21 protein-coding genes and 2 pseudogenes are annotated in these 22,742 nt (G+C 29.5%); all 23 read right to left on the reverse strand.

Annotated elements, in window-relative coordinates:
• Positions 1 to 372 precede the first annotated feature (372 nt).
• The 23 genes and pseudogenes from SY27_RS17350 to ctlX all read right to left on the reverse strand — a co-directional run bounded on the left by SY27_RS17350 (position 373) and on the right by ctlX (position 22,708).
• Positions 373 to 831 (reverse strand): hypothetical protein, encoded by a 459-nt coding sequence (locus tag SY27_RS17350; RefSeq protein WP_045972734.1) that lies wholly within the window; start codon positions 829 to 831, stop codon positions 373 to 375.
• 745 nt (positions 832 to 1,576) lie between these two features.
• Positions 1,577 to 1,951: a hypothetical protein gene (locus SY27_RS17355; RefSeq protein WP_045972736.1), complete on the reverse strand. Its 375-nt coding sequence runs from the start codon at positions 1,949 to 1,951 to the stop codon at positions 1,577 to 1,579.
• A 139-nt stretch (positions 1,952 to 2,090) separates the two neighbouring features.
• Positions 2,091 to 2,594 (reverse strand): annotated as a pseudogene (locus SY27_RS17360) (transposase).
• A 242-nt stretch (positions 2,595 to 2,836) separates the two neighbouring features.
• Complete coding sequence (locus SY27_RS17365; protein ID WP_045972738.1) at positions 2,837 to 3,943, reverse strand: SH3 domain-containing protein; 1,107 nt, start codon at positions 3,941 to 3,943, stop codon at positions 2,837 to 2,839.
• Positions 3,940 to 6,489: a hypothetical protein gene (locus SY27_RS17370; RefSeq protein ID WP_045972740.1), complete on the reverse strand. Its 2,550-nt coding sequence runs from the start codon at positions 6,487 to 6,489 to the stop codon at positions 3,940 to 3,942. The genes SY27_RS17365 and SY27_RS17370 overlap by 4 nt, the downstream gene beginning before the upstream one ends.
• Positions 6,486 to 6,986, reverse strand: a complete 501-nt coding sequence (locus SY27_RS17375; RefSeq protein ID WP_045972743.1) for a DUF4280 domain-containing protein — start codon at positions 6,984 to 6,986, stop codon at positions 6,486 to 6,488. Before SY27_RS17375 ends, SY27_RS17370 begins: the two co-directional genes overlap by 4 nt.
• A 76-nt stretch (positions 6,987 to 7,062) precedes the next feature.
• Positions 7,063 to 7,281 (reverse strand): hypothetical protein, encoded by a 219-nt coding sequence (locus SY27_RS17380; RefSeq protein ID WP_045972745.1) that lies wholly within the window; start codon positions 7,279 to 7,281, stop codon positions 7,063 to 7,065.
• An 86-nt stretch (positions 7,282 to 7,367) separates the two neighbouring features.
• Positions 7,368 to 7,574, reverse strand: a complete 207-nt coding sequence (locus SY27_RS17385) for a hypothetical protein (RefSeq protein ID WP_045972747.1) — start codon at positions 7,572 to 7,574, stop codon at positions 7,368 to 7,370.
• On the reverse strand, positions 7,575 to 7,754 hold the full coding sequence (locus tag SY27_RS17390; protein ID WP_045972749.1) for a hypothetical protein: 180 nt from the start codon (positions 7,752 to 7,754) through the stop codon (positions 7,575 to 7,577).
• 156 nt (positions 7,755 to 7,910) lie between these two features.
• Positions 7,911 to 11,045 (reverse strand): AAA domain-containing protein, encoded by a 3,135-nt coding sequence (locus tag SY27_RS17395; protein WP_045972751.1) that lies wholly within the window; start codon positions 11,043 to 11,045, stop codon positions 7,911 to 7,913.
• Positions 11,046 to 11,218: 173 nt separating this feature from the next.
• The gene (locus tag SY27_RS17400; protein ID WP_045972753.1) at positions 11,219 to 11,824 is read right to left on the reverse strand and encodes a hypothetical protein; all 606 of its coding nucleotides are present in this window, start codon (positions 11,822 to 11,824) and stop codon (positions 11,219 to 11,221) included.
• Between the two features lie 317 nt (positions 11,825 to 12,141).
• Positions 12,142 to 12,546, reverse strand: a pseudogene (locus SY27_RS18735) (transposase); the annotation flags it as partial.
• Positions 12,547 to 14,220 (reverse strand): DNA mismatch repair protein MutS, encoded by a 1,674-nt coding sequence (locus SY27_RS18740; protein ID WP_052705418.1) that lies wholly within the window; start codon positions 14,218 to 14,220, stop codon positions 12,547 to 12,549. It abuts the pseudogene before it with no gap.
• Positions 14,221 to 14,656: 436 nt separating this feature from the next.
• Positions 14,657 to 15,103: a hypothetical protein gene (locus SY27_RS17415; RefSeq protein ID WP_045972757.1), complete on the reverse strand. Its 447-nt coding sequence runs from the start codon at positions 15,101 to 15,103 to the stop codon at positions 14,657 to 14,659.
• 225 nt (positions 15,104 to 15,328) lie between these two features.
• Positions 15,329 to 15,589: a hypothetical protein gene (locus SY27_RS17420; protein ID WP_045972759.1), complete on the reverse strand. Its 261-nt coding sequence runs from the start codon at positions 15,587 to 15,589 to the stop codon at positions 15,329 to 15,331.
• 2 nt (positions 15,590 to 15,591) lie between these two features.
• The gene (locus SY27_RS17425; protein WP_152640786.1) at positions 15,592 to 16,563 is read right to left on the reverse strand and encodes a tetratricopeptide repeat protein; all 972 of its coding nucleotides are present in this window, start codon (positions 16,561 to 16,563) and stop codon (positions 15,592 to 15,594) included.
• 417 nt (positions 16,564 to 16,980) lie between these two features.
• Positions 16,981 to 17,616 (reverse strand): RadC family protein, encoded by a 636-nt coding sequence (locus SY27_RS17430; protein WP_045972764.1) that lies wholly within the window; start codon positions 17,614 to 17,616, stop codon positions 16,981 to 16,983.
• 569 nt (positions 17,617 to 18,185) lie between these two features.
• Positions 18,186 to 19,430, reverse strand: a complete 1,245-nt coding sequence (locus SY27_RS17435) for a sulfate adenylyltransferase subunit 1 (protein ID WP_045972766.1) — start codon at positions 19,428 to 19,430, stop codon at positions 18,186 to 18,188.
• A 2-nt stretch (positions 19,431 to 19,432) separates the two neighbouring features.
• Positions 19,433 to 20,326, reverse strand: a complete 894-nt coding sequence (gene cysD, locus SY27_RS17440) for a sulfate adenylyltransferase subunit CysD (protein WP_045972768.1) — start codon at positions 20,324 to 20,326, stop codon at positions 19,433 to 19,435.
• 5 nt (positions 20,327 to 20,331) lie between these two features.
• Positions 20,332 to 21,057 (reverse strand): phosphoadenylyl-sulfate reductase, encoded by a 726-nt coding sequence (locus tag SY27_RS17445; RefSeq protein WP_045972770.1) that lies wholly within the window; start codon positions 21,055 to 21,057, stop codon positions 20,332 to 20,334.
• Positions 21,045 to 21,278 (reverse strand): DUF2061 domain-containing protein, encoded by a 234-nt coding sequence (locus SY27_RS17450; protein WP_045972772.1) that lies wholly within the window; start codon positions 21,276 to 21,278, stop codon positions 21,045 to 21,047. The genes SY27_RS17445 and SY27_RS17450 overlap by 13 nt, the downstream gene beginning before the upstream one ends.
• 74 nt (positions 21,279 to 21,352) lie before the next feature.
• Complete coding sequence (locus SY27_RS17455) at positions 21,353 to 21,766, reverse strand: Rrf2 family transcriptional regulator (protein ID WP_045972774.1); 414 nt, start codon at positions 21,764 to 21,766, stop codon at positions 21,353 to 21,355.
• 6 nt (positions 21,767 to 21,772) lie between these two features.
• Positions 21,773 to 22,708, reverse strand: coding sequence for a citrulline utilization hydrolase CtlX (gene ctlX, locus SY27_RS17460; protein WP_045972776.1), 936 nt, complete (start codon positions 22,706 to 22,708; stop codon positions 21,773 to 21,775).
• Positions 22,709 to 22,742: the final 34 nt, after the last annotated feature.

The following is a 22,742-nucleotide window of genomic DNA, read 5'->3' on the forward strand; positions in this document are numbered from 1 at the left end:
ATGTATAAAACGAGCATAGATGTTCCAATCAAAATAGTTTTATTGTATAAGAAAGAGCTGTTGCAATTAAGAGAAAAACCCCGCTAGCGCGAGCATCTTGCTCGTGCTAGCTGAAAAACTAATAAAATAGGCTCCTGATTTCTCTCCAAATTTATACTTTCTACTCATTTTGTAAAAATAACAAAACTATTGAAACCTAATTTAGCCTGATTTTGTTTGTAGGCACGAGCAAGATGCTCGCACTAGCGGGGCAGGATAAATTATAAAAAGTCATTGACTTAAATATTTTATGATTAAAGATTCTTTTGTAGTAACAAATTAACTTTTTTTATTAGACCTCAAAGTCGGGAAACTTTGCAGAGCAGGGTAGCTTTAGCCTTTTGGAATTAACTGTTCTACTGAAAAATAATAAAATTCGCTATTAATAGGGTTTCTTGTTTTCTTATCAACAACTCTAACTGGAATTTCGTATTTATTGCCAATATTCGCTGTAGAATCTTCTCCTTCAAAAAATTTCCCAATTAAGTTGTCCCACAGTGACTTTTCTTGATTAGGATTCTCAACGTGAAATTGTTCAACTTGAATACTTGCAGTTGCTCGGTTTAAATAGAAGTCGTGATATTCATACATTCTTTCTCTAAGTTCAGGATTATTATCAATTCGATTATATGAGTATGACAAAATCATAACTTTTCTTCTTTGAAAAGCTGATAATAATTCTTCTACGAACAGCTTACCTTCAGCTTCAGAATTTGTTAAGAAAGTTGTTGCAAAATGAATCAATGCATTGTAATTTGAATCTTCAAATTTTAGTTCTAAAAAATATTCCATTTTATTGTTTTAAGTTATTTTTTGCCGGGGTTGGTTTAAAGTTACCTAACTTATTTATATTCGCTGCTCTATAGCACCAATCTACCCCATTTCGGGTGTATATCTACGCTATTACATAGCATTTTTTCTAATCATCAACCAAGTTTCAATTTAGTTTTAAACTCTAAAAAGTATTCCTTGAAGAATATCTTTTTAAGTTTACTCTAAAAAAACCTGCTACAAGATGAACCTGAATGGATGGATTAGTCTCTTTTTATTTTTACTTTTCACAAACCTAAACCATTCTTTCTAAATCCACAATACGTATAAATACGTATTTTTGGGTGTTTTTTATACGTATAAATACGTACAAAAGACAATTCGGCTGCTTTTTCAAAAGTAATGCAGTAATTTTTTTGCTTTGTGCGGTAATCCGTAAACAAGTTAAAAAAATATTTTTTGAGGAGAACTATTCTATATTGTTTGCTTTTTCACTCTTAGTTTTACCACTTCTTCTAAAGACAGTCCTGTGGCTTCGGTAAATCTTTTATAAATGAAGTTATTTTTTATAGAAAATTAATTAAACATTAAATATATTATTAATCCTCAAAATCAGGAGACTTTGAGGAGCGGGGATAGGCTCCTGATTGCTCTCCAAATTTATACTTTCTACTCATTTTGTAAAAATAACAAAACTATTAAAACCTGATTTTGCCTGATTTTGTTTGTAGGCACGAACAAGATGCTCGCGCTAGCTGAGGGAAGTCTAATATGGTTTAAAAAACTCAACTGTCTTCTTTTCTTCGTTATATTTACCTAAATTTATTAAACTCTTTTTAGGACTCTTTAGAGAATAGTAGACATAAAATTTTCTATTTAAGCAGTTTTCTCTTAAAAAATCACATTTAGAAGGATTTATTCCTACTGCTCCAAATAAAGTATCTTTATCAACTAAGTATTTGTAATGTAAGATACAAGATCTTGTTGAAATTTTTAAATTATAAACAATTCCAACCGTTTTAGCATTATTTGATTTAATTTCAAATTGATTAAAAGCTTGTTTAAAAATGCCTTTTAAAATAAAAATAAATAAGCATATAATTATTAAAATAGCAATCAAATCTTTTAATTTAATTTTCATTATTTTCCTCTTTTTTGGTTTTTGACTAGTATTATAATAGTTTCCAATTCTTTTGAAAGTTTGAGAACCAGTAACAAATATTAAATTTTTATAAATCCCCTGCTAGCGCGAGCATCTTGCTCGTGCCCACAAAGAAAAATCAATTTATATCAATCTCTAAAACTGTTTGATCGTTGTTGCCATAGTTTCTAGCACTACTATACTTCCAATCTATTGGATCTGTTACAAAACCTGTTTGTACAGGGTTATAATGAACGTAATTTAGTTTCTGTTCAAAAACTTTTAAAGACCAAATCTCTATTGGTTTGTTGTTTTGTTGCCAAAACAGTCTTTGTTTCACATTACTATTCTTTTTTCCCTGCTCTTTCAAACATCCAAAGCATCCATTCTTTTCTGCTTTCCTGTTCATTTTCAACTATCGCTTTCATTATTTTTCTAGAAGTAAAACCTTTATCAAATGGATATGACTTGGCATTATACAATAGCCATAAATCTCCATCCCTTTGTTTTTTCTACAATACTCTAAAGATTCTATAATTAAATCAAAATATTCTATTCTCGTAAATACGTCTATCCAATTAACTGTTGAGAAGCTAATAAAATAGGCTCCTGATTGCTCTCCAAATTTATACTTTCTACTCATGTTGTAAAAATAACAAAACTTGAGTTCGCTCTTATCTCCTTTTTTAATGCAATATTTTCCTCCACAATTACTTCCTTTTACCACCTCACTACTTCCAACCTTCATAATACTCACACCATCGGGAACATCAATACTATGCGATTTGCAATCTACTTTTAAGCCTTCGCTTTTTATTTTGGGATAAAAATTTAAACATGAATTTTTACATAGAGTTCTTGTTACAAATATTAACTTAAGTTCTACTATTCACTCACTATTCTTGACTTATGCACATAGCCTTCAACACCTGATTTAGTTTTCACTAGATACCAATCATCTGTATTGTTTAAAACGTTAATCTTTGTATTAGTCGTGATTTTTTCGATAACATCAAAATTAGTTCCTTTTCCTTTTCTTAAGTTTGTGTACCCGTCTGAATCTTGAATGTGGTTTGATGCATATTTTTGATTTAATAATACTTCAATTTCTCTAATTTTTGATTCTTTTTTTAGATATGACTCAAATGGTTCGTCTTTATCTTGTTCGATTTTAGTATTAATAAACTCTTTCGTTTCTTTAATTTTATTTAATTCACTCATTGATACCACATAGCCTTTTTTAATTAAAATCTTAATTGCTTCAAAGTCTTCTTGTGAAATTGCTAGGTTCATTAATTCGTTTAAAGTTGTAACGTCTATAGTATATTTTTCTATAAAAAATGCTAACCAAAGACTATTTGAATAATGTTGAGAATCAAAAAAAGTTTCATTATTTATTAATTTTAAAAGATTTTTATTATCAAAATTTTCTTTTAGTGGATATTCTAAAATAAAAGCATTTAGTTTACTCTTAAACTCTTTAATTTCAGATTTGTCATTATTTATATCTTTTGGAGAAAATTCTATAATAGAACCATCATTGAATAATTGATTAAAATCTATTTTTTCTGTATTCATAGTGTTTGTAGTATTAGTTTTTTTATAACATGAAATGAAATTATTCCAATCCACGTCGCTATAATTTAATGAAATTGGATTTTCAATATCATTTGTTATATCGAGAACTTTCTTTTTAATTAAATCAATTATTACCCAGCCAATAGTATTATCTTCATTTACACCATTTATAGATTTTACAAATAATTTTATCCTTAATTTCTCATTATCTTCTTCATCAATTATTATTTTCATTTCATCTTTAAAAACATTATTAATATCAGAGTTAACAATTAAACGAGTTAAAGTTTTATCACAATTAACCTCGCTAATTTCTTGCTGCTTTAAATTTGTAATTTTCTTTTCATTTTCATATTTGCATGAGAATATAAAAAATAAAGTTATGTTTAAAAATATATAAGTTATCTTTTTCATTTTTTAAAAGAATTAACAATTCTAGGGATTATTCCCACTAATGATTTTTTGTATTCTTCTTGTGCATTAACATCAGTTGCATTATACCAACGAGCATAATTACCATCATATCGTTCAATGTATTCTGCTTTATATTCCATACCAGCCAAGACAGTTGGCAATTTAACAAAAGTCTTAGCTTTATTTTTTTCTTGAGTATTACCTCCTTTACCACTTAACCCTTTACCTTCCATTGCGCTCCATGTACCAATTGGTGTGTGCTCAGGATGTGAGACATAAGTTGTAGAATTCCAACCATAATAAGGTGGTTCTCCAAAAACTTCCATTCCTCCTGTACCACAGTGTTTATATTGGAGAGATTTAAAATGTGAAGTTTCAAGTCTATACATTTTTTCAACAATTATAGCAATTTCTTCACCATATTTATCATAAATGAACTTTAAAGCTATTCTTGCATCTTCTTCATTAAATAATCCTTTTTGAGATAATTCTGGCAAATCATCTACTAAAACAAATACTTTTGTTTGATGATCATATTTAGATGAAAAAACAGGAACTTCGTCTGTAGACGTATAACCTCTTCTTCCATAAATTCCAGTAAGTTCAGGAATTACACTTTCGAGATAATTGTTTATGGAATGATATATAAATTTATATTTCTCAACATTACTAACATCTTTAATTCTATCTGCACAGCTTGAATGATATCCACCTCCTAAAGCTTTTAGTCCAACACAGCCAATTAAATCTTTTGATTTCCATGGGTCAATTGATATTGATCCTCTAGTACCGATACTCATACTTCCATTTGTATTTTCTTTTGTTATATCTTTTATTTCAGGAAAGTTACCTTTGTTTTTATTCCTATTTTCAACTATTCTATATCTGTAACTTGGTCTTTTTTTACTTACTCCATATTGATATTTAAGTTCATATAAATTTTCTATCTTATTAGGTGGTATTGGACCACTGTCTCCATAATTTTTATTATTTAACATTGCATGTCTAGCTAATTCTAAAACTGTACTTTCTGCATTTTCAAATGTTTTAAACTCTAAATCTTGTTTTAACTTTCTTAATGCTTCACCAACAACATTTCCTCTATATATGTAAGCTTTATAGGTTGGAAAAGCACTTTGGGTAGCTGATATTTTTTTACAATATATTTTTTCATTTTCAATATATTCTTCTTGCCCATTATATCCACCATAATCAGGATAAAAAGTTACATTTCCTTTTTTATCAACCTCAATTGCTGTTGCAATTTCACTAGTAATATAAATTATTGCTTCCTCTCCTTTATCTTTTACCTTATCAAATTTTTCTTTTTTAATTTCTATTTTCCCAATCTTCATAGTACTCACACCATCAGGAACATCAATAGTATGCGATTTATAATCTACTTTTAAGGCTTCACTTTTTATTTTTGGGTAAAAGTTTAAAACGTGGATTTTTACATAGAGTTCTTGTTCCCAACCTTCGCCTAATTCATAACCTTTTTGTTGCATTTCCTTTGTTAGAGTAATGTCTATATAACTTTTGTTTGAGGTTAGGGTATAGTTTTTTTCAAATAGAAAATCATCATCACTCATGGCATATTTGTCATCTTCAAATAGTTTCAGGTTGATTTCTCGGTCAATAAGTCCTTCCGATTCTATAATGACTCTCAAATTGCTCGTTTTATTTTCGGTTATTTTTTTTCCTGCTTGGTCAACAAAATAAACCAACTTTATACCACCACGCTCTGCTAAAGGGGACAACTTTGGTTTTGCAGTAGCTGGTGCAATTTTACCTTTATAGGACGGTGTAGTTGTTTTGGTTTTGGTCTTGCTTTCCAAATGCTCTTGGGTTTGTTTTTTGCGTTCTTCTACTAAAACGGGTTTTTCTCCTTTTGCTTTCATTTGCAAAGCTGCTGCACTCGAAAGCTCTCCAAGTGCATAGGCTGTTATATGATAGCTTGTTTCTTCTATCACTTTGCCCATTAAAGCTTCCATGTGTTTCTTAAAATCTACTGGAATGATAAATTGTGCATGTGCCACACCCATACTGCCTACAAATACCGATTTTTCTTCGATTACTTTATGACTGTCTTTCACGTCTTCCCACAAAGAAATAACTACTTTGTGTTTGCTATTCATGCCCACGGTATTCACATGGGCATTCACTATTTGTCCCCCAGCAAGTGGTTTTGTTAGGACTATTCCTTTCATATCGCTCAACACAATACTAATAATATCGGGTTGCTCTGTAGCCACAACCGTAATGGCAATACTACTTGCATTATCAAGCTCGGGTGTATTTAAAAAGGCAACTATTTTATATTTTGAGCCTATTCCTGCTTGTCCAAATCGAAAAACGCCTTCCTTTTTTTCTAATGCTAAGGTTAAGGAACCATTATTGTTTATTTTGTAGGCTCTCCATTTCACATTCGCTTCATTGCGCACTCCCATAGGGGTATCTGGATACCATTCGCTCACCGTATAACTTTCCCAAACCCCTGCTTTTATCTCGGCTTTGCCTTCTATGGCTTTTACTCCTTGTTTCATTCTACCTCAACATTAGATTCTTGCTCGCTTTCTTGCTTTTGTTGGGTAGCATTTGCCATAGGATTAATAGCATTAACAACGTCTTCGTCTTTTTTTCTATTATTTTGTTGGCTGGGCTTGGCTTTTTGTCCGTGTTTTATAATACTTATACAATCGGGACCGCCAATAGGACAAGTAGCCTTACTGTCTTCCAGCAACACTTTGCCTTTGTTTGCCAAAGTCACCTTATCATAAAAACCTTTCCATTCTGTAATAACTGCCTGGCAAGGATTATAACTAGAACCTTTGGGTTGTTTTTTGCAGTTACCAAAAGTATTTTTTTGCAGTGTTTGACCAATATCCATAGTAGAAGCCACTAACTTTTCAGAACCGTCTGAATCATTGGTATATTGAAAAGGTCTTGTTTGAGACAACACCTGCAAAACATCGGTCTGGGGGGCTACACTAAATTTACATTGAAACGTAGCTCCATGTACTATTATATGTTTCTCGCTCATTTTTCATGTTTATTTTATTGTGTTTATTTGTTGTATTTGTTGTATTTGTTGAGGACTAAAGTATAAAAAATATCACTTAATCAAGCAATCTCACTGTCATTTTTATCATGTGCTTTTTCTCTAAATCTAAACTGCATTCTAAGCTAATATTTTCAATAAAATGCGTTACATTGTTCAAAACATACTGCCTCATAAAGCCTCCGATAGCTTTCTCTTCTTTTGCATTTAATAATGTAAAATAGGGCTCATTTAATTTTTCTTCAAAATCTAACAATGACCGTTCGTCTTCTAACACACCTTCTATAGTAATAACAAAAAAATCCCCTCAACTAAATAAGGATCAACACTATTTAATACTTTATATTTCGTATTCCTATACCCTTACAAAATGTGAAAATCCAAACAATTTTCAAAAGTATAGCCCAAAGCATAATTGCAATACAAACCAAAAAAATAGGTTTTCAAAAACAAGTTATTTTGCAAAGATTCAAAAAGCAACATCACATCACAGAACATAGCATCATAAAACAATATAGTTTTAAGCACAGTAACACCTTCAAATTCATTTAATAATTTTTCTTTTGTCATTTACCAACGTTCTAAAATCTGCCCATAATTTGCAATTCCAATAAAAAAACCATCATCATCAACCTCTATTTCTAAAGGACAAAGCATTTCTTGTATTTTGGCTTCCAATTCTTCCAGCATTCCAAAACTATCCCTCTCTAGAATTTGTTTTTTTATCAATTCTAAAAAAATAAACAGCATCGAGTTTTTTTTAGAAGCGTAACACTCTCATCACACGAGCAAGATGTTCGCGCTAGCAGAGGAAAGGGAAGAAGCGGATTTCTACCCACAAACCTTTCAGTTTTTCACTGACCTTTGTTTTATGTTTATACTTTCGTTTTATCACTTAAACCGTTATTACTCATACACATTGTTATACGTTCGTACATTATTCTCCAAAAATTTCAATTGATTAAAATACGGTTGATTAAACCAAATATCTTTGTCTCCAACAGCTATAAATCTATATTTTGCTCTTGTAATAGCTACATTCAATAGATTTGGTTTTTGAGAAGCCCAATTTGCAGCTCCTTTTGATTTTTCGTCCAACCCAAGACATAAGATTACACCTTCTGCTTGTTTACCTTGAAATGTATGTACTGTTCCAATATGGCTCTTTAGCCAATCACTCATTTCTTCGATTTTTATCTCTTTATACTTTTTAATTTCATTTATCAGATACTTGAATAGAAAAGAATTAAGTTTATAACTTACTTCACTAAATGGGGTAATTACAAAAACATCTGGAAAGTTCCCAATACTATTAATTTCAATTAACAATAAATCTTTTATTATTTCTGCTTGTTCAGGAACAAAATGTCTTCCTTCAACATTTCCTTTACAATCAATAAATTCTGTTTGAAATTTTATTGATACATTTTTGAGGTTTTGAGTTGAATTATACATTGTATTATCATAAGCAATCGAATTTGCTATCTCAAACATTGGGCTAATACATCTTCTGTGAACTCTCAAAGGAATACCAATCCATTCTTTTTTACTGTTTATGGTTAAATATGCACCTAATGGATTACTTCTGTCTGCCATTGATTGAACAGATAATTCAGAATTAACTTGTTGATTGGTTAAATCAAAATATTTACTGATATTATCAGTAATCGAGTTCGGAATAGTAACTACTGGTTCAATTTGAAATGGATCTCCAACAATCCCAACCCTTTTTGAACGCCAAATTGAACCAATTGCAGCTTGTGGCACAGCTTGACCAGCTTCATCTATAAATAGCCAAGATAAATCTTCTTGCCCCAAATCTTTAAACATAGTTTGAATTGAAGCAAAAGTTGAAGAAACAACGGGAATTACTAAAAAAAAGGTATCCCACATTGCCTTTACTTCTGTTCTTGACACACTTTTGTCTCCTTTTAGATATTCAAAAAAACCAGCCAAGGTTGTAGAAATTCTACTTGATGTTGCATTGGCTGTTAAAATAAATACTTCATGTAATTTTAAAGAAATGATAAATAATTCTGAATTAAGTTTTTTTAATTTTTGGGAATACCAAGGACAAGATTCTTGTGTTTTTTGAGATTCAATATTATCCCAAAATTTAATATCTGCATAATTCTTTTTTAATTCATCCTGAGCTATTGAAACTTTTGAAGTTAAAGTTGTAAGTTTTTGGGTTAAAACTTTCTTTTGCTCTTTTTGATATAATAATAAGGTTTCTAATTTGGAATATTTTTTTTCAATTTCAGATAAAGTAGCATTTTCAACATTGAACTCATTTGTAATTTGATTGTAAGAATGCAAAGCATTACTACAAGCTTGTTTGTATATATTTCGTTTTTTTGAATTGAATAAATAAACAAAGAAATTAGGCTTACTACTTTTTATAATAGACAATTCCGAAAGAATTTCCGATTTCCTTTTATCAAGAATTTCAACTTTCGTTTTTTGATTTTCTAATTCCTTTTTTAATGTATTATAATCATTTTCAATAAGTCCTAAATTTTGATTTAACGTATTTAAGTTTTCATTAGTTAAAACAAAATCATTATAATTTTTTCTAAAAAGTTCTAAACGATTTTTTTCGGTTGTAATTTCAGATAATTTATTTTTAAATATTTCTCTGATTTTATCCCATTCTATATTATCGAATAATTTATTTTCCTTTAAAGTCTTTTGTAAATCTTTACAATCATTATTAAACCATAATGAACTAACTAAATTGTTTCTGTTTTCTTTATTGCCCAAAACAGCCGAAATAATTCCCCAATTATCTTTGTTTATGCAGTTTTCTGCAACCTCTTTAAAATAGGAAATGTCTTCTTGATACCCCTTTGAAACTTCTTTTTTTAAGGGTAATTCTTTTGAAATATTTTCAACAGCACCATTATTAGAAGATGCTATTACAATACCACCGTTGGAAATTGATTGTACAGGTTTATAAATCCAAGGCGAATAATTTTCGTTAATTTCAATTTGTCCAACCTTTTTAAAAGCATCTGAAGGGTTTGATATTTTAAATAATTCTTTCGCTCTACTCACAATTATAGGAGCGATAATATCTCTTAATAATGTTGTTTTTCCAGTGCCAGGAGGGCCATTTACAGAAAATAATCCAGATTGATTCTCATTTTCCAATTCGTTAAAAATCGAATTTACCGCAAATTGTTGCATTAAACTTAAAGTATATTCTGATGGCCAACAACCGTCTGGAATATTTCTTGGCGATAAAGTATCTTTTAATTTCTCAATACTTTTTGACACATCAATTCTTCCTGAATGGTGGTTTAAACTTCCATCTAAATATCGTTTAAATGCTTTTGGAGTTGATTTTTCACTATAATTAGTAATGATTTTTTCTAAATCTTTTATATAGAAACTATTGAGAATATCACTTGTTGGCTTGCTATCTTTATTGTTTTTAGGTTTGAATTTTTCTATTCGTTTAACATATATCTCTTTCTTTGGTTTTATACTCCAATTACATTCTTTTTCAATTTTGTCTTGAAATTGTAAAAGTTGACTATTATTTAGAATTCTTGATATTTTTTCAATTTCACCATCAGAGTTAATAATTGTTTCTTTAAACGTTAATTCAATGTGTTCAAGTAGTTCATTTTTAATATCATCAAAATCTTTTTCCCAATTATTACTTTTGATTTTATTTTTTTCAAGTTGACCTAATGCCCAAGTAAGAGTAGAAATTCCGAAAGAATCATTTATGTATTTTCCATCTTTATCTAATTTTAAGGAAGCATAGCAAATTTTCGAACTTCTAAAATTTTCATCTTTTTCATTTACTTTAAAATATTCATTGATAAAGTCATTCACGTGTTTTGAATCAAATACCCCTAAAAAAATAGAATATTCAATTGTTTTATTTTGGTCTTTAGATTTAAGAGGAATTTTCCAAAATTCGTTGTCTGGTAATAATCCAAAACCATATTCTGAAATCTTTGGTGTTGATGCAGGACTAAAATGTTCTAATTTATGCCAACAAGACAATATTTTTTGATGTTCATTCATTTAAGAGCTGTTTACTATTGTATGAGGTATAACGTTCCGCAGCTTGGCAAGGTTGCGAGTTTCGGAACCGATTATTTTCAGTTAAAGGTGAAATTTCTTGCGAAATGTGAACGTGAATTTACTGCAAAATTCGCAATCTTGCCAAACGCCTGTTATAGGCTACCCTTCGTATTTCAATTATCAAGGTCTTCATATTTATAAGAGTTTGTTGTCAAAGTTTTGTCTTTTAAATAGCCCCAAAAAGTGTCGTGTCGATTTGAATTAGTAATGTATTCGATTCCGCTTACGCAATCATTTGTGTCAAACTCGAAAGTTACATTTCCCTTTGCATATAATTTTAAGTCACAAGCTCCATATGGAAAATAGATTGATGTGTCAAACCAATACTCATAACAATCATTTTCTATATTTTCAAGCGTCCACTCTCTTTTATATTCTATTTGTCTGCCTTTTTTGTCTTTTAAGAATTCTTTATTATCGTATGGTAAAATGGAAATTTTTCCAGCTACAACATTGTTTAATGTCAAAGTTCCGAAGCCCTGAATAGTCGTTTCATTACCAGAAGATTTCTGAATTATTGATTTTAAATTAATTTCTTTATCTAAATTCAAGTAATGTGTCCAGTCGAAACCAGGCATTAAGCCTGCTCCCCAAACCTTAAATGAAACAGTCGTAGGTAAAAAATTTGTTGGGTCAAAAAAAATAGTCTTGCTGTCGTAAAAGCTAACACTTTTTACGTCATCAAATATTTCTCTTGTCAAGTCGATTGTTAATTTCATTCTATTTGGTTTCGTCTGTTTGGGTTGCTTACAAGTTGTTCATATGTATAACAAGCGTCATTCTTTATTTCACAAACCTAAACCATTCTTTCTAAACCCACAATACGTATAAATACGTATTTTTGGGTGTTTTTTATACGTATAAATACATACAAAAGACAATTCGGCTGCTTTTTCAAAAGTAATGCTGTAATTTTTTTGTTTTGTACGGTAATCCGTAAACGAGTTAAAAAAATATTTTTAAGAGTACTATTCTATGTTGTTTGCTTTTTTCCCTCCGCTAGCGCGAGCATCTTGCTCGTGCCCACAAAGAAAAATCAATTTATATCAATCTCTAAAATTGTTTGATCGTTGTTTCCATAGTTTCTAGCACTACTATACTTCCAATCTATTGGATCTGTTACAAAACCTGTTTGTACAGGGTTATAATGAACATAATTTAATTTCTGTTCAAAAACTTTTAAAGACCAAATCTCTATTGGTTTGTTGTTTTGTTGCCAAAACTGTCTTTGTTTCACATTACTATTTTTTTTCCCTGCTCTTTCAAACATCCAAAGCATCCATTCTTTTCTGCTTTCCTGTTCATTTTCAACTATCGCTTTTATTATTTTTCTAGAAGTAAAACCTTTAAAATCTCGAATCAATCCAGAAGGGTCAGCATGTGATGAACGAAAAATTAAATGAATATGACTTGGCATTATACAATAGCCATAAATCTCCATTCACATATACAAATTGCTCCCAGTAACATTTTTTACTAAATATGTTTCATCTATTTTTTTGGCTATTTTGACTGCTTCTTTCACAACTTCTTTTGGATAGTCATTAATTTCAAGTATTCTAATAGCATTTCTATTTTTTAGCTTTCCTTCTTTCAATTTGTAATCAAAACCTATATTGTCCTCGTTTACTGTTTCACTAAAATGATATAATTCATATTCGTTCAAAAGCATATCTGTTAATTCTATGTCGTGGGTTGAGACTAATATTTTATTATTATGTTTTGCCAAAGCAGACAAAATAGATTTTCCAGCAGAAATACGTTCAACAGTATTTGTTCCTTTAAATATTTCATCTAAAAGAAAGAGGTTTTTATTTCCATTTTCACTTTCTTTTAGCATTTCCTTGATGGTTAATACTTCTTCAAAATAATAACTTTTATTATTCATCAAATCATCGCTTATTCGAATAGCTGAAAACACTTTTAATAAAGGAAAAGTCATTGATTTAGCAAAACAAGTATTAATTGTAAGCCCAGTTATTACATTGAGACCAATGGCACGAATAAAAGACGTTTTTCCAGACATATTTGAGCCTGTAAGAAGTATCGATTTTTTAGTTATTTCAATGTTATTAGTTGTGCATTTAAAAATTAAAGGATGACTTATATCTTTAGCAATAATTTTATTTCCATCGTTAATAATTGGCAAACAAAATGTTTCAAGTCCTTTTCTTAAAGATGCTACGGAAACTAACATATCAATATGCCCAACAAATTTAAAAACACTTTCTATTTCTTCTCTTTTTGTGTTTAGTCTTTTTAAAACACCAAATAACAATAATGGCTCAAGTAGAAACATTGTTTTAAAAATCTCAAATACAAACCAAACTATAATTTCAAATTCACCTTGAAGTTTGGCTTCGAGTGAGAAAAAAGACATTCTACTTTTAACTTCATTTATTAGTTTTATTGACTTGGGTAAGTCAGGATTTATTTTTTTTAATAACGGGTTGGTAAATAAATGTGAGGCAACATTATTAAGTCTTAAAAGTTGTGGAATTGAACCTACATATTGAACTAAATTATTTTTATTCCAATAATGAAGTACAAAATTCACGCAAAAAATACCTAAAAGAACAATAAAAAATATAGGATTGAAAAAAACCAAAACGAGCGACACTAAACTAGCAAACGATAATAACTTTATTACAAAAAACCATTTTGGTGGATTGAGATGCTCATCTTGAAACAAAGAAGATATATAATATACATCTTTATGTTTTAGCTTTTCGAGTTCTTTTTGAACCGAAATTCTTAATTCATAATTTTTTAAAAACGCTGTTATTATTTCTTCATTTAGTCTGGTCTTCTTTTCATTTATTCCAATAGTACGAAGATGATTGTATAGATATTGTTGACCAATCTTTGAATGAGTTCTATCTAGGAACATAAACAAATCATCAAAATCCAAATCATTACAAGTTTTGTCTGATAATACTTGATAAACTTTTGAGTTGTCTTTCTTTCTAAAGTATTTTTCAATACTGTCAAAGTCAAAGAAATCATCTTTCAGCTTTCCAAATGATTCTTTCAGCTTTCTATTTAACTCTCTTTTTCGGTTGAATTTTATTTGAGAAAAAGTATATTCTATTTGAAATATTATGTCTTTAATCATTAAATAGTTAGTATTGATTTTCTATTTAATGTTACAAAAAAATTCTGTCTATTGTTAATCTTGTGAATTTTAACAGAATGTTTTCTCATTATCGCTAACTCCAGTCGTCTAAAAAACCTTCTTTTATTCTTATTTGTATTAAATATATTATTAATCCTCAAAGTCAGGAGATTTTAAGGAGCTGATTCTATAATTAAATCAAAATACTCTATTCTCGTAAAATACGTCTATCCAATTAACTGTTGCACTTGAGCAAAGCGGATGCATGAACTCCTTTATAAAAATAATAAACCGTGAATAAAGCTAATAAAATAGGCTCCTGATTGCTCTCCAAATTTATACTTTCTACTCATTTTGTAAAAATAACAAAACTATTAAAACCTGATTTTGTTTGTGGGCACGAGCAAGATGCTCGCACTAGCTGGAGGTAGTATTTTTAGTTAATAATAATATTCACTTCGTTTTCAATCTCTTTTTTGCTAATTATAGGCTCAGTCATTGTTGTTTCAATTCTGGTTTTTTTCCAAAAAGGAAAGATTAATATTCCTGTTTCTCCAATATTTGCAATTTCAAAATTTGGATATTCAATTTCAACTATTTTTTTAAAAATCGTTTTTCCTTTTATAAAATTTGTTGTTTTTATTTTATTAGTTAATAAATCAAATGTTTGAATAATTCCTTCGTTTAGATTTCCATATTTTTCACTAAAATGAGTGTGATTTAATCCAATTCCAACAACAAGTTCCTCGAATTCTGTTGACATCCAAAATTCTGTATTTTTTATTTGTAAATATTTTGTTCCGTTTTCTTCTGAACAGATAACTTTATCACCAAGTTTTAGCTTTAGTAGATTTTGAATTTCGTTAAATTTTCTTTCGTTCATTTTTTGGTAATATTACTGCTAACTTGTTTATATACCCATCTATAGCGCGAGCATCTTGCTCGTGCTAGCTGAAAAAATAATAAAATAGGCTCCTGATTGCTCTCCAAATTTATACTTTCTACTCATTTTGTAAAAATAACAAAACTATTAAAACCTATTTAACCTGATTTTGTTTGATTCTGTTTGTAGGCACGAGCAAGATGCTCGCGCTAGCTGGGGACGTATTTATATTTCTATACTATCTATTTGAAAAATATTTGGAGATATTTTATCATCTGTATTTTCAATTAAAAAATCAATACTTACAGGTAAATGAGGTGAATTAGCTGATAAACCTAAACTAACAATTTGTCCAATAAATACGTTTCCTACTTCTTCTGTTGATTTAATTTTTAATGTTTTTTTTAAAGTAATTTTTATTTTAGAATTCATTAATTTCTCAAAATCACTTGTTTTATAACTTTCTATAGTTTGGCTATTTATCATATTTATTTGCAATTAATTTTAATTTTTTCATATGCTTCTGTATTACCAAGTTCTCCCGATTTTGATAAATCTTTACATCCTTTTTCTTTTTGACCTAGTTTGATATAAACTAAACCTCTTAAAAAATACGAGTTGTCATTTTCTTTTAATTCAATTGCTTTGTTTAAATCTTTTAAACTTTTATCATAATTAGCTAAATTATAATAAATTTCCCCTCTTGTGTCCCAAATAAACCATTCTGTTTTGTCAAGTTCTAATGCTTTTTCAACAAAAGGCAAAGCTTCTTGGAATTTTTTAAGTCTAACTAAAGTATATGCTTTGTTATTATAAACTGTTGCAAATTTGTTATGTTGTAAAGGATAATTAGAGTTTAACTCAATGATTTTTTCATAGTCAGATATAGCACCATAGAAATCATTTAATTCAGTTTTTGCTAAGGCACGATAAAAAATCACATCTGTGTTATTTTTGTCATTTTCTAAATATTTTGAAAAAGTGGCTACAGATTTAGCAAAATCTTTTTCTTCATAATATTTAAAGGCAACTTGGATTAAGTTTTCTGATGAATTATTTGTTGAAGTTTGATTTTGTTTAGCTTGATTTTCTTTATTTAGTTTTGCAACGTAAATGTTATAATCTGAAATTATTTCTCTTATTGCATTTTCTGTTTGTTGTAAATATTGGGTTGCTTTAGACAAATCTTTATCTTCAATTTTTACAAGGTCATTATATTCATTATTAAATCTGTCAATGAATGATTGTTCTGTTACTTGTGGTTTTAATTCTAAAATCCAGTTTTTTAAAGAATACAAATATTTTTGATTTTCGTTATATTTATTACTTAAGTTTTGAGGAACAACCATCATCTCACTTAATGTCATAGGTGTATATGTTGAAGTTGATGATTGTGAATATCTATTTTGTGAATAGGATAAATTACTTAAAAATAGTAATGTTAAAATTATTTTTTTCATATTTCTTGTTTTTTGTTGATTAACGTTTCGTTTTTCTAATATGTCTGCTAACTCATTTATATACTCAGTTTTTTGCAAATTAGTTGAGCATAGCTATCCATTTTTGTATAGATTGGCTCAATTATCGTTGCTTTTTATTTTTTATAAATCATCAAAAGTACTTTTAATCTGCTGTCACTTTTTTTATTATTGTGAGCAACTCGTTTATATGTATAACAAACGTCATATTTCCTTTTCACAAACCTAAACCATTCTTTCTAAACCCACAATACGTATAAATACGTATTTTTGGGTGTTTTTTGTACGCATAAATACGTACGAAAGACAGTTCGGCTGCTTTTTCAAAGGTAATGCAGTACTTTTTCTGTTTTGTACGGTAATCCGTAAACGAGTAAAAAAAATATTTTTTAAGGAGTACTATTCTATATTGTTTGCTTTTTTTACTCTCAGTTTTGCCACTTCTTCTAAAGAGAGTCCTGTGGCTTCCGCTATGGTTTCGTTGGCAATGCCTTTTCGTTTGAATTGCTTGGCGATTTCAATTTTTTCATCACGTTTAGCAATTGCTGTTGCTTCTTTTCGCATTCTTTCTTCCAATACGTATTTTGGCACATATTTGGTGCTTTTTTCTAGTTCGCCAAGAAGCCCAATGTCTTTAAAGCTAAGGTAGCTTTTGGTAGAAATAATCAAATGATCTATGACCAAGACATCTACAATGATGCCCACTTGTATTAAGCGGTCGGTAACGTCTTTGTCGGTTTCTGAAGGTTTCAATTCTCCACTAGGGTGATTGTGGCAAAGTATAATTTTTACGGCTCTTTTTTGTAATGCCAAACTATAAACTTCCATAGGTTCTACCAATGTTTGGTTTACGGTGCCCAAACTTACTAACTCTATAAACAACACTCTATTGTTGTTGGCAAGCCCCACTACCCAAAAATGTTCTTTGTCTTGGTCTATTTTGTTTTCTCGCAAGAGCACTTGCTGCATAATGCCATAAATATCATCGGAATTGAGAATTTTTATGCGTTGTTCATCGGTTAGTGTAATATCCATTAGTGTGTTTCCTTTTTATATAGCGTGTATTTTGGCTTTTGCAGTGGGATAAATTTATAATATTTGTTGGTATATTCAAAACGTTCTATGGTGTTTTTTTTGAAGTTGTATGTTGTATGTTGAAAACGAACAACGGATAATCGACAAGATAAACGTGAGCTGCTAATGGGATGCTTTCAGCATGACAAGATTGTGGGTTTGGTTTGTGCTATTCTAATGGAATACTTTCAGTATGACAAGATGGTGGATTAGGTTTGTGCTATTCTAATGAGATGCTTTCAGCATGACAAGATGGTGGATTTGGTTTGTGCTATTCTAATGGAATACTTTCAGTATAACAAGATGGTGGGTGGATTTGGTTTGTGCTATTCTAATGAGATGCTTTCAGCATGACAAGATGGTGGATTTGGTTTGTGCTATTCTAATGAGATGCTTTCAGCATGACAAGATTGTGGGTTTGGTTTGGGTTTACTACTCTGATGGTATTTTGAGCTACTCTTTTAGATGCGTATAAAAACACAAAAACCCCTAAACACATTTGTATTTAGGGTTTTTTTACCAATTTTTAATTATTCTACAAAACCTACTGCAACAGTATTATTGGTTTGAGAATCTACGATAATAAATGCTCCATTAGCTTTATTATCGGCATACTTGTCTAAATAAATTGGATTAGCTAATTTTAATTTCACTAAAGCAATATCATTTAGTCGTATGTTTTCACAAGGAAATCTTTCAAGTGGATTTTCTGGTTTTATAAGATGGATAAAATCTTGAATTTTACAAATTGCTGTTCTTGAATTGGCTTGAATAAAATATTTTGAGGTTTTATTTGCCTGTCTTTCATCTAACCATACCATTTTAGCTGTAATTTCCTTTTCGAATAGAGCGTCATTTTGTTCTTTTACAAACATCATTCCTCTACTTATATCTAGATCGTCTTTTAATCGAATTTGTACAGATTCACCAACTGATGTTTCATTTAACAAAGAAGTAAACTTTCTAATTTCTACAACTTCAGATGATTTACAAGATGGTAAAACCGTTACCTTATCTCCTACTTTTAATTGTCCTGAATTTACTCTACCTGCATAAGATCTATAATCTACAAATTCAGTATTTTGAACATGATATACTTGCTGAATATCCATTCTAAAGCTATCTGTAAATTGGGTATTCTTTTTAAAACTATGAAGAACATTTGATAAGGTTTCTCCTGTATACCAGTTCATGTTTTTAGAGTTATGCACAATATTATCTCCTTTCAATGAACTAATAGGAATAATAGATATTGTTTGATTTAATTCTTCAAACTCATTTACCATTTTATTAATGTCTGTAGCGATTTTTAAGAAGACATCTTCGTCATAATCTACTAAATCCATTTTATTAACACAGAAAATAACCGATTCTAATCGTAATAATCTACTAATAAAATAATGACGATGTGTTTGTTCTAGCAACCCTTTTCTAGCATCTATTAAGATTATGGATAAATCTGAATTTGAAGCACCTGTTACCATGTTTCTAGTATATTCTACATGTCCAGGACTATCTGCAATTATAAATTTTCTAGTATCTGATGAGAAATAAATATGAGCTACATCTATTGTTATTCCTTGTTCTCTTTCTGCTATTAAACCATCTGTAATAACTGAAAAATCAAGATCTTCTAATCCTTTTTCTTTGGTTTTTTGTCGCACTAATTCTTCTTGCTCAATAGTTAATGCATTACTATCATATAGAAATCGTCCTATTAAAGTACTCTTTCCATCATCTACACTTCCTGCTGTATTAATTTTAAGTAATTCCATAATTAAAAATACCCTCCTTTTTTTCTTTGTTCTAAAGCAGCTTCAGAACGTTTATCATCAATTCTTGCTCCTCTTTCAGATGATTTAGACGTTTTGTTTTCATACATTACATCTTCTATCGAACTTGCATTAGATACTAATGCTGCTGTACAAGTCATGTCTCCAACTGTTCTAAATCTTACTACATCAGTAACAATTTCATCTGTTTCTGTTAGGTTTAAGTAATCTGAATGCGCTAAAAATGTTCCATCACGTTTTACTAGTTTTCTTTCGTGTGCAAAATATATTGAAGGTAGTTCTAAATCTTCTTGTTTAATATAGCTCCATACATCTTCTTCTGTCCAATTGCTAATAGGAAAAGCTCTAACGTTTTCACCAAAATTGATTTTCCCATTTAAAATGGTAAACATTTCTGGTCTTTGTTTTTTTGCATCCCATTGTCCAAAATCGTCTCTAACTGAAAATATTCTTTCTTTAGCTCTCGATTTTTCTTCATCTCTTCTTGCACCTCCAATACATGCATCAAAACCAAACTCTTCTATTGCATCTAAAAGTGTTACTGTTTGAAGTGAATTTCTACTTGCATATTTCCCCGTTTCTTCTTGTACTTTATTGGTATCAATACTGTCTTGTACATATCTAACAATAAGTTCAACTCCTAGTTCTTTTATTAATTTATCTCTAAATGTTATAGTTTCAGGAAAATTGTGTCCTGTGTCTATATGCATAAAAGTAAATGGAATTTTAGCTGGATAGAATGCTTTTTGGGCTAATCTTGCTACTGTTATTGAGTCTTTTCCTCCTGAGAATAATAAAACAGGTTTTTGAAACTGTGCTGCAACTTCTCTCAGGATATAAATACTCTCGTTTTCTAATTCTTCTAAATGATTTCGCATTTTTATTAATTATTTTTATCTACATGAATGTGAAGTCCACATTCTTTTTTTCCGTTTTCCCACCACCATCTACCAGCTCTAAAGTCTTCTCCTTTTTCAATTGCTCTTGTACATGGTGCGCATCCAATACTTAGATAACCTTTTTTATATAAGCTATTAATTGGAATATTATATTTGTTTACTACTTCTTCAACTTCTTCCAAAGTATATTTTAGTAAAGGATTAAATTTTATTAACTTATTGTCTTCATCCCATTCTAAAAACTGCATGGTTTCTCTGTTTGCCGATTGTTCTGCTCTTAATCCTGTTATCCAAATATCTGCTCCTTCTAATGCTCTTTTTAAGGGAACTACTTTTCTAACAAAACAACATTTTTTACGACTTTCTACACTATTATAAAATCCATTAATTCCTTCTTCTTTTACATATTCTTGTATTTGATCTTCATTTGGATAATATACTTTCAAATCAATATTCTTATACTTGTTTTGAGTTTTATCAAACACTTCATAGGTTTCATTAAACTGTCTTCCTGTATCTAATGTAAAAACAGAAACTTCTTTGTTAATTAAGTTTATAAAATGTGTTAATAATTGATCTTCAATTCCGAATGAAGTGGAAAATACTTTCTTTCCTTCAATATTATCTATAACATAGCTTAAGCTTTCTTCGAGATTTAATTTCTCAAGAATGCTATTATAATTTGATAATTCGTTTTTTATTTTGTCCATTTTGTCCATACTCTTTCGTGAATAAAATATAATATCATTTTAGAGAATACTTCAAAACCACCTATTGAAAATGCAATTTTAAAGTTTCCTGTCATTAAATATGATATTATTACTGTATCTATTGTACCTAAAATACGCCAAGTAATTGTTTTATATGCTGAAATTTTAACTTCCTTATTTATTGCAATTTGTTTTTTAAATTTTAATAAATCTAATAACATAATGACTTCCTATTTTTAATTTTTCAAAGATACTATTAGTCTATTGATTTAGTAGTCTATTTTGGTAAAAAAAATCAAAAAGAAGACAAATCGTATAATGACTTGTTTTCCAATACTTTAAGAGCATTATCTCTTACTTCAATCAGTAATTTATTTAAAGCACATGCTTCTTCACTAGGACAATCGTTGCATTTTTCGTAAAAATTTAGGCTTACACAAGGCAACAAAGCAATTGGTCCATCTAAAAATCGGATAATTTTTGCTACAGAAATTTCCTTAGGATCTTTTAGTAAATAATAACCTCCTCCTTTGCCTTTCTTAGAACCTAATAATCCTATTTTTTTTAAGTCTAATAGGATTAATTCTAAGAATTTTTTAGATATATTTTCTTTTTCTGATATTTCAGAAATAAGGACTGGCATTAATTTATCTTGCTTTGCCATATAAATTAATGCTTTAAGTCCGTATTTTGTTTTTCTTGATAACATTTTATATTATGCTTTTGGTAAAAAAACTTCAGCCATCATACAACGAGCACTTCCTCCACCACAAGCTTCAATTATGTCTAAACTTGCATGTACAATTTTACAATGTTTTTCTATTTTACCTACTTGCTCTTTAGTTAAACTCTCATAAGCTGCATTACTCATAATTAAGAAACGTTCATTATCCTTTCCTTGTACTTGCAACATATTTCCTGCAAAGTTATTCACTTGTTCTTCTGTAATTAAAATAACTTCCTTACCTGATTCTTTCAAATTAGAAAGCACCATTTTTCGTTCTGCTTTATCATCTATACAATCGGCACAAATAACTGCGAAAGTTTCTGCTACACACATAATCACATTAGTATGATAAATATGTTTTCTTTGCCCATTTACTGTTTGAAAGGCTTCGAAGATAACAGGTGAATAGTCAAAATCTTCACAAAATTCGATAAATAACTCTTCATCGGCTCTTGGAGATAAAGCACAATAAGCAATTCCATTTTTTCTATCTAAAACGATACTTCCTGTTCCTTCTAAAAAGAATTCATCTTCTTCTGCTGAAGTATAATCCATGATTTCATTAATCAGAAATCCTTTTTCTTCTAATATATCTAAGATATCTTCTCTTCTTTCTTGTCTTCTATTTTCAGCGAACATTGGATACAAAACCACATCTCCTGTTTCATGAAAAGAAACCCAGTTATTCGGAAAAATACTATCTGGAGTATCTGGACTTACTGTGTCATCTACAACTATGACATTAATTCCTACTGCTCTTAATTTTTCTACATAAGCATCAAACTCTGCTTGTGCTTTTGCATTAACTGTTGCTGGCAATAAACCATCTAATACTTTTTGATAGTAATTATTTACTGCTGTTTGCTCGTTCATTCGGAATGCAACCGGACGAATCATTAATATTGTATTTGTAGTTTGATTCATTTTGTTTTAAAATTTTATTATCAGTTGACTGTTT

The organism is Flavobacterium sp. 316 (genome assembly GCF_000967805.1).
Classification (GTDB): Bacteria; Bacteroidota; Bacteroidia; order Flavobacteriales; family Flavobacteriaceae; genus Flavobacterium; species Flavobacterium sediminilitoris.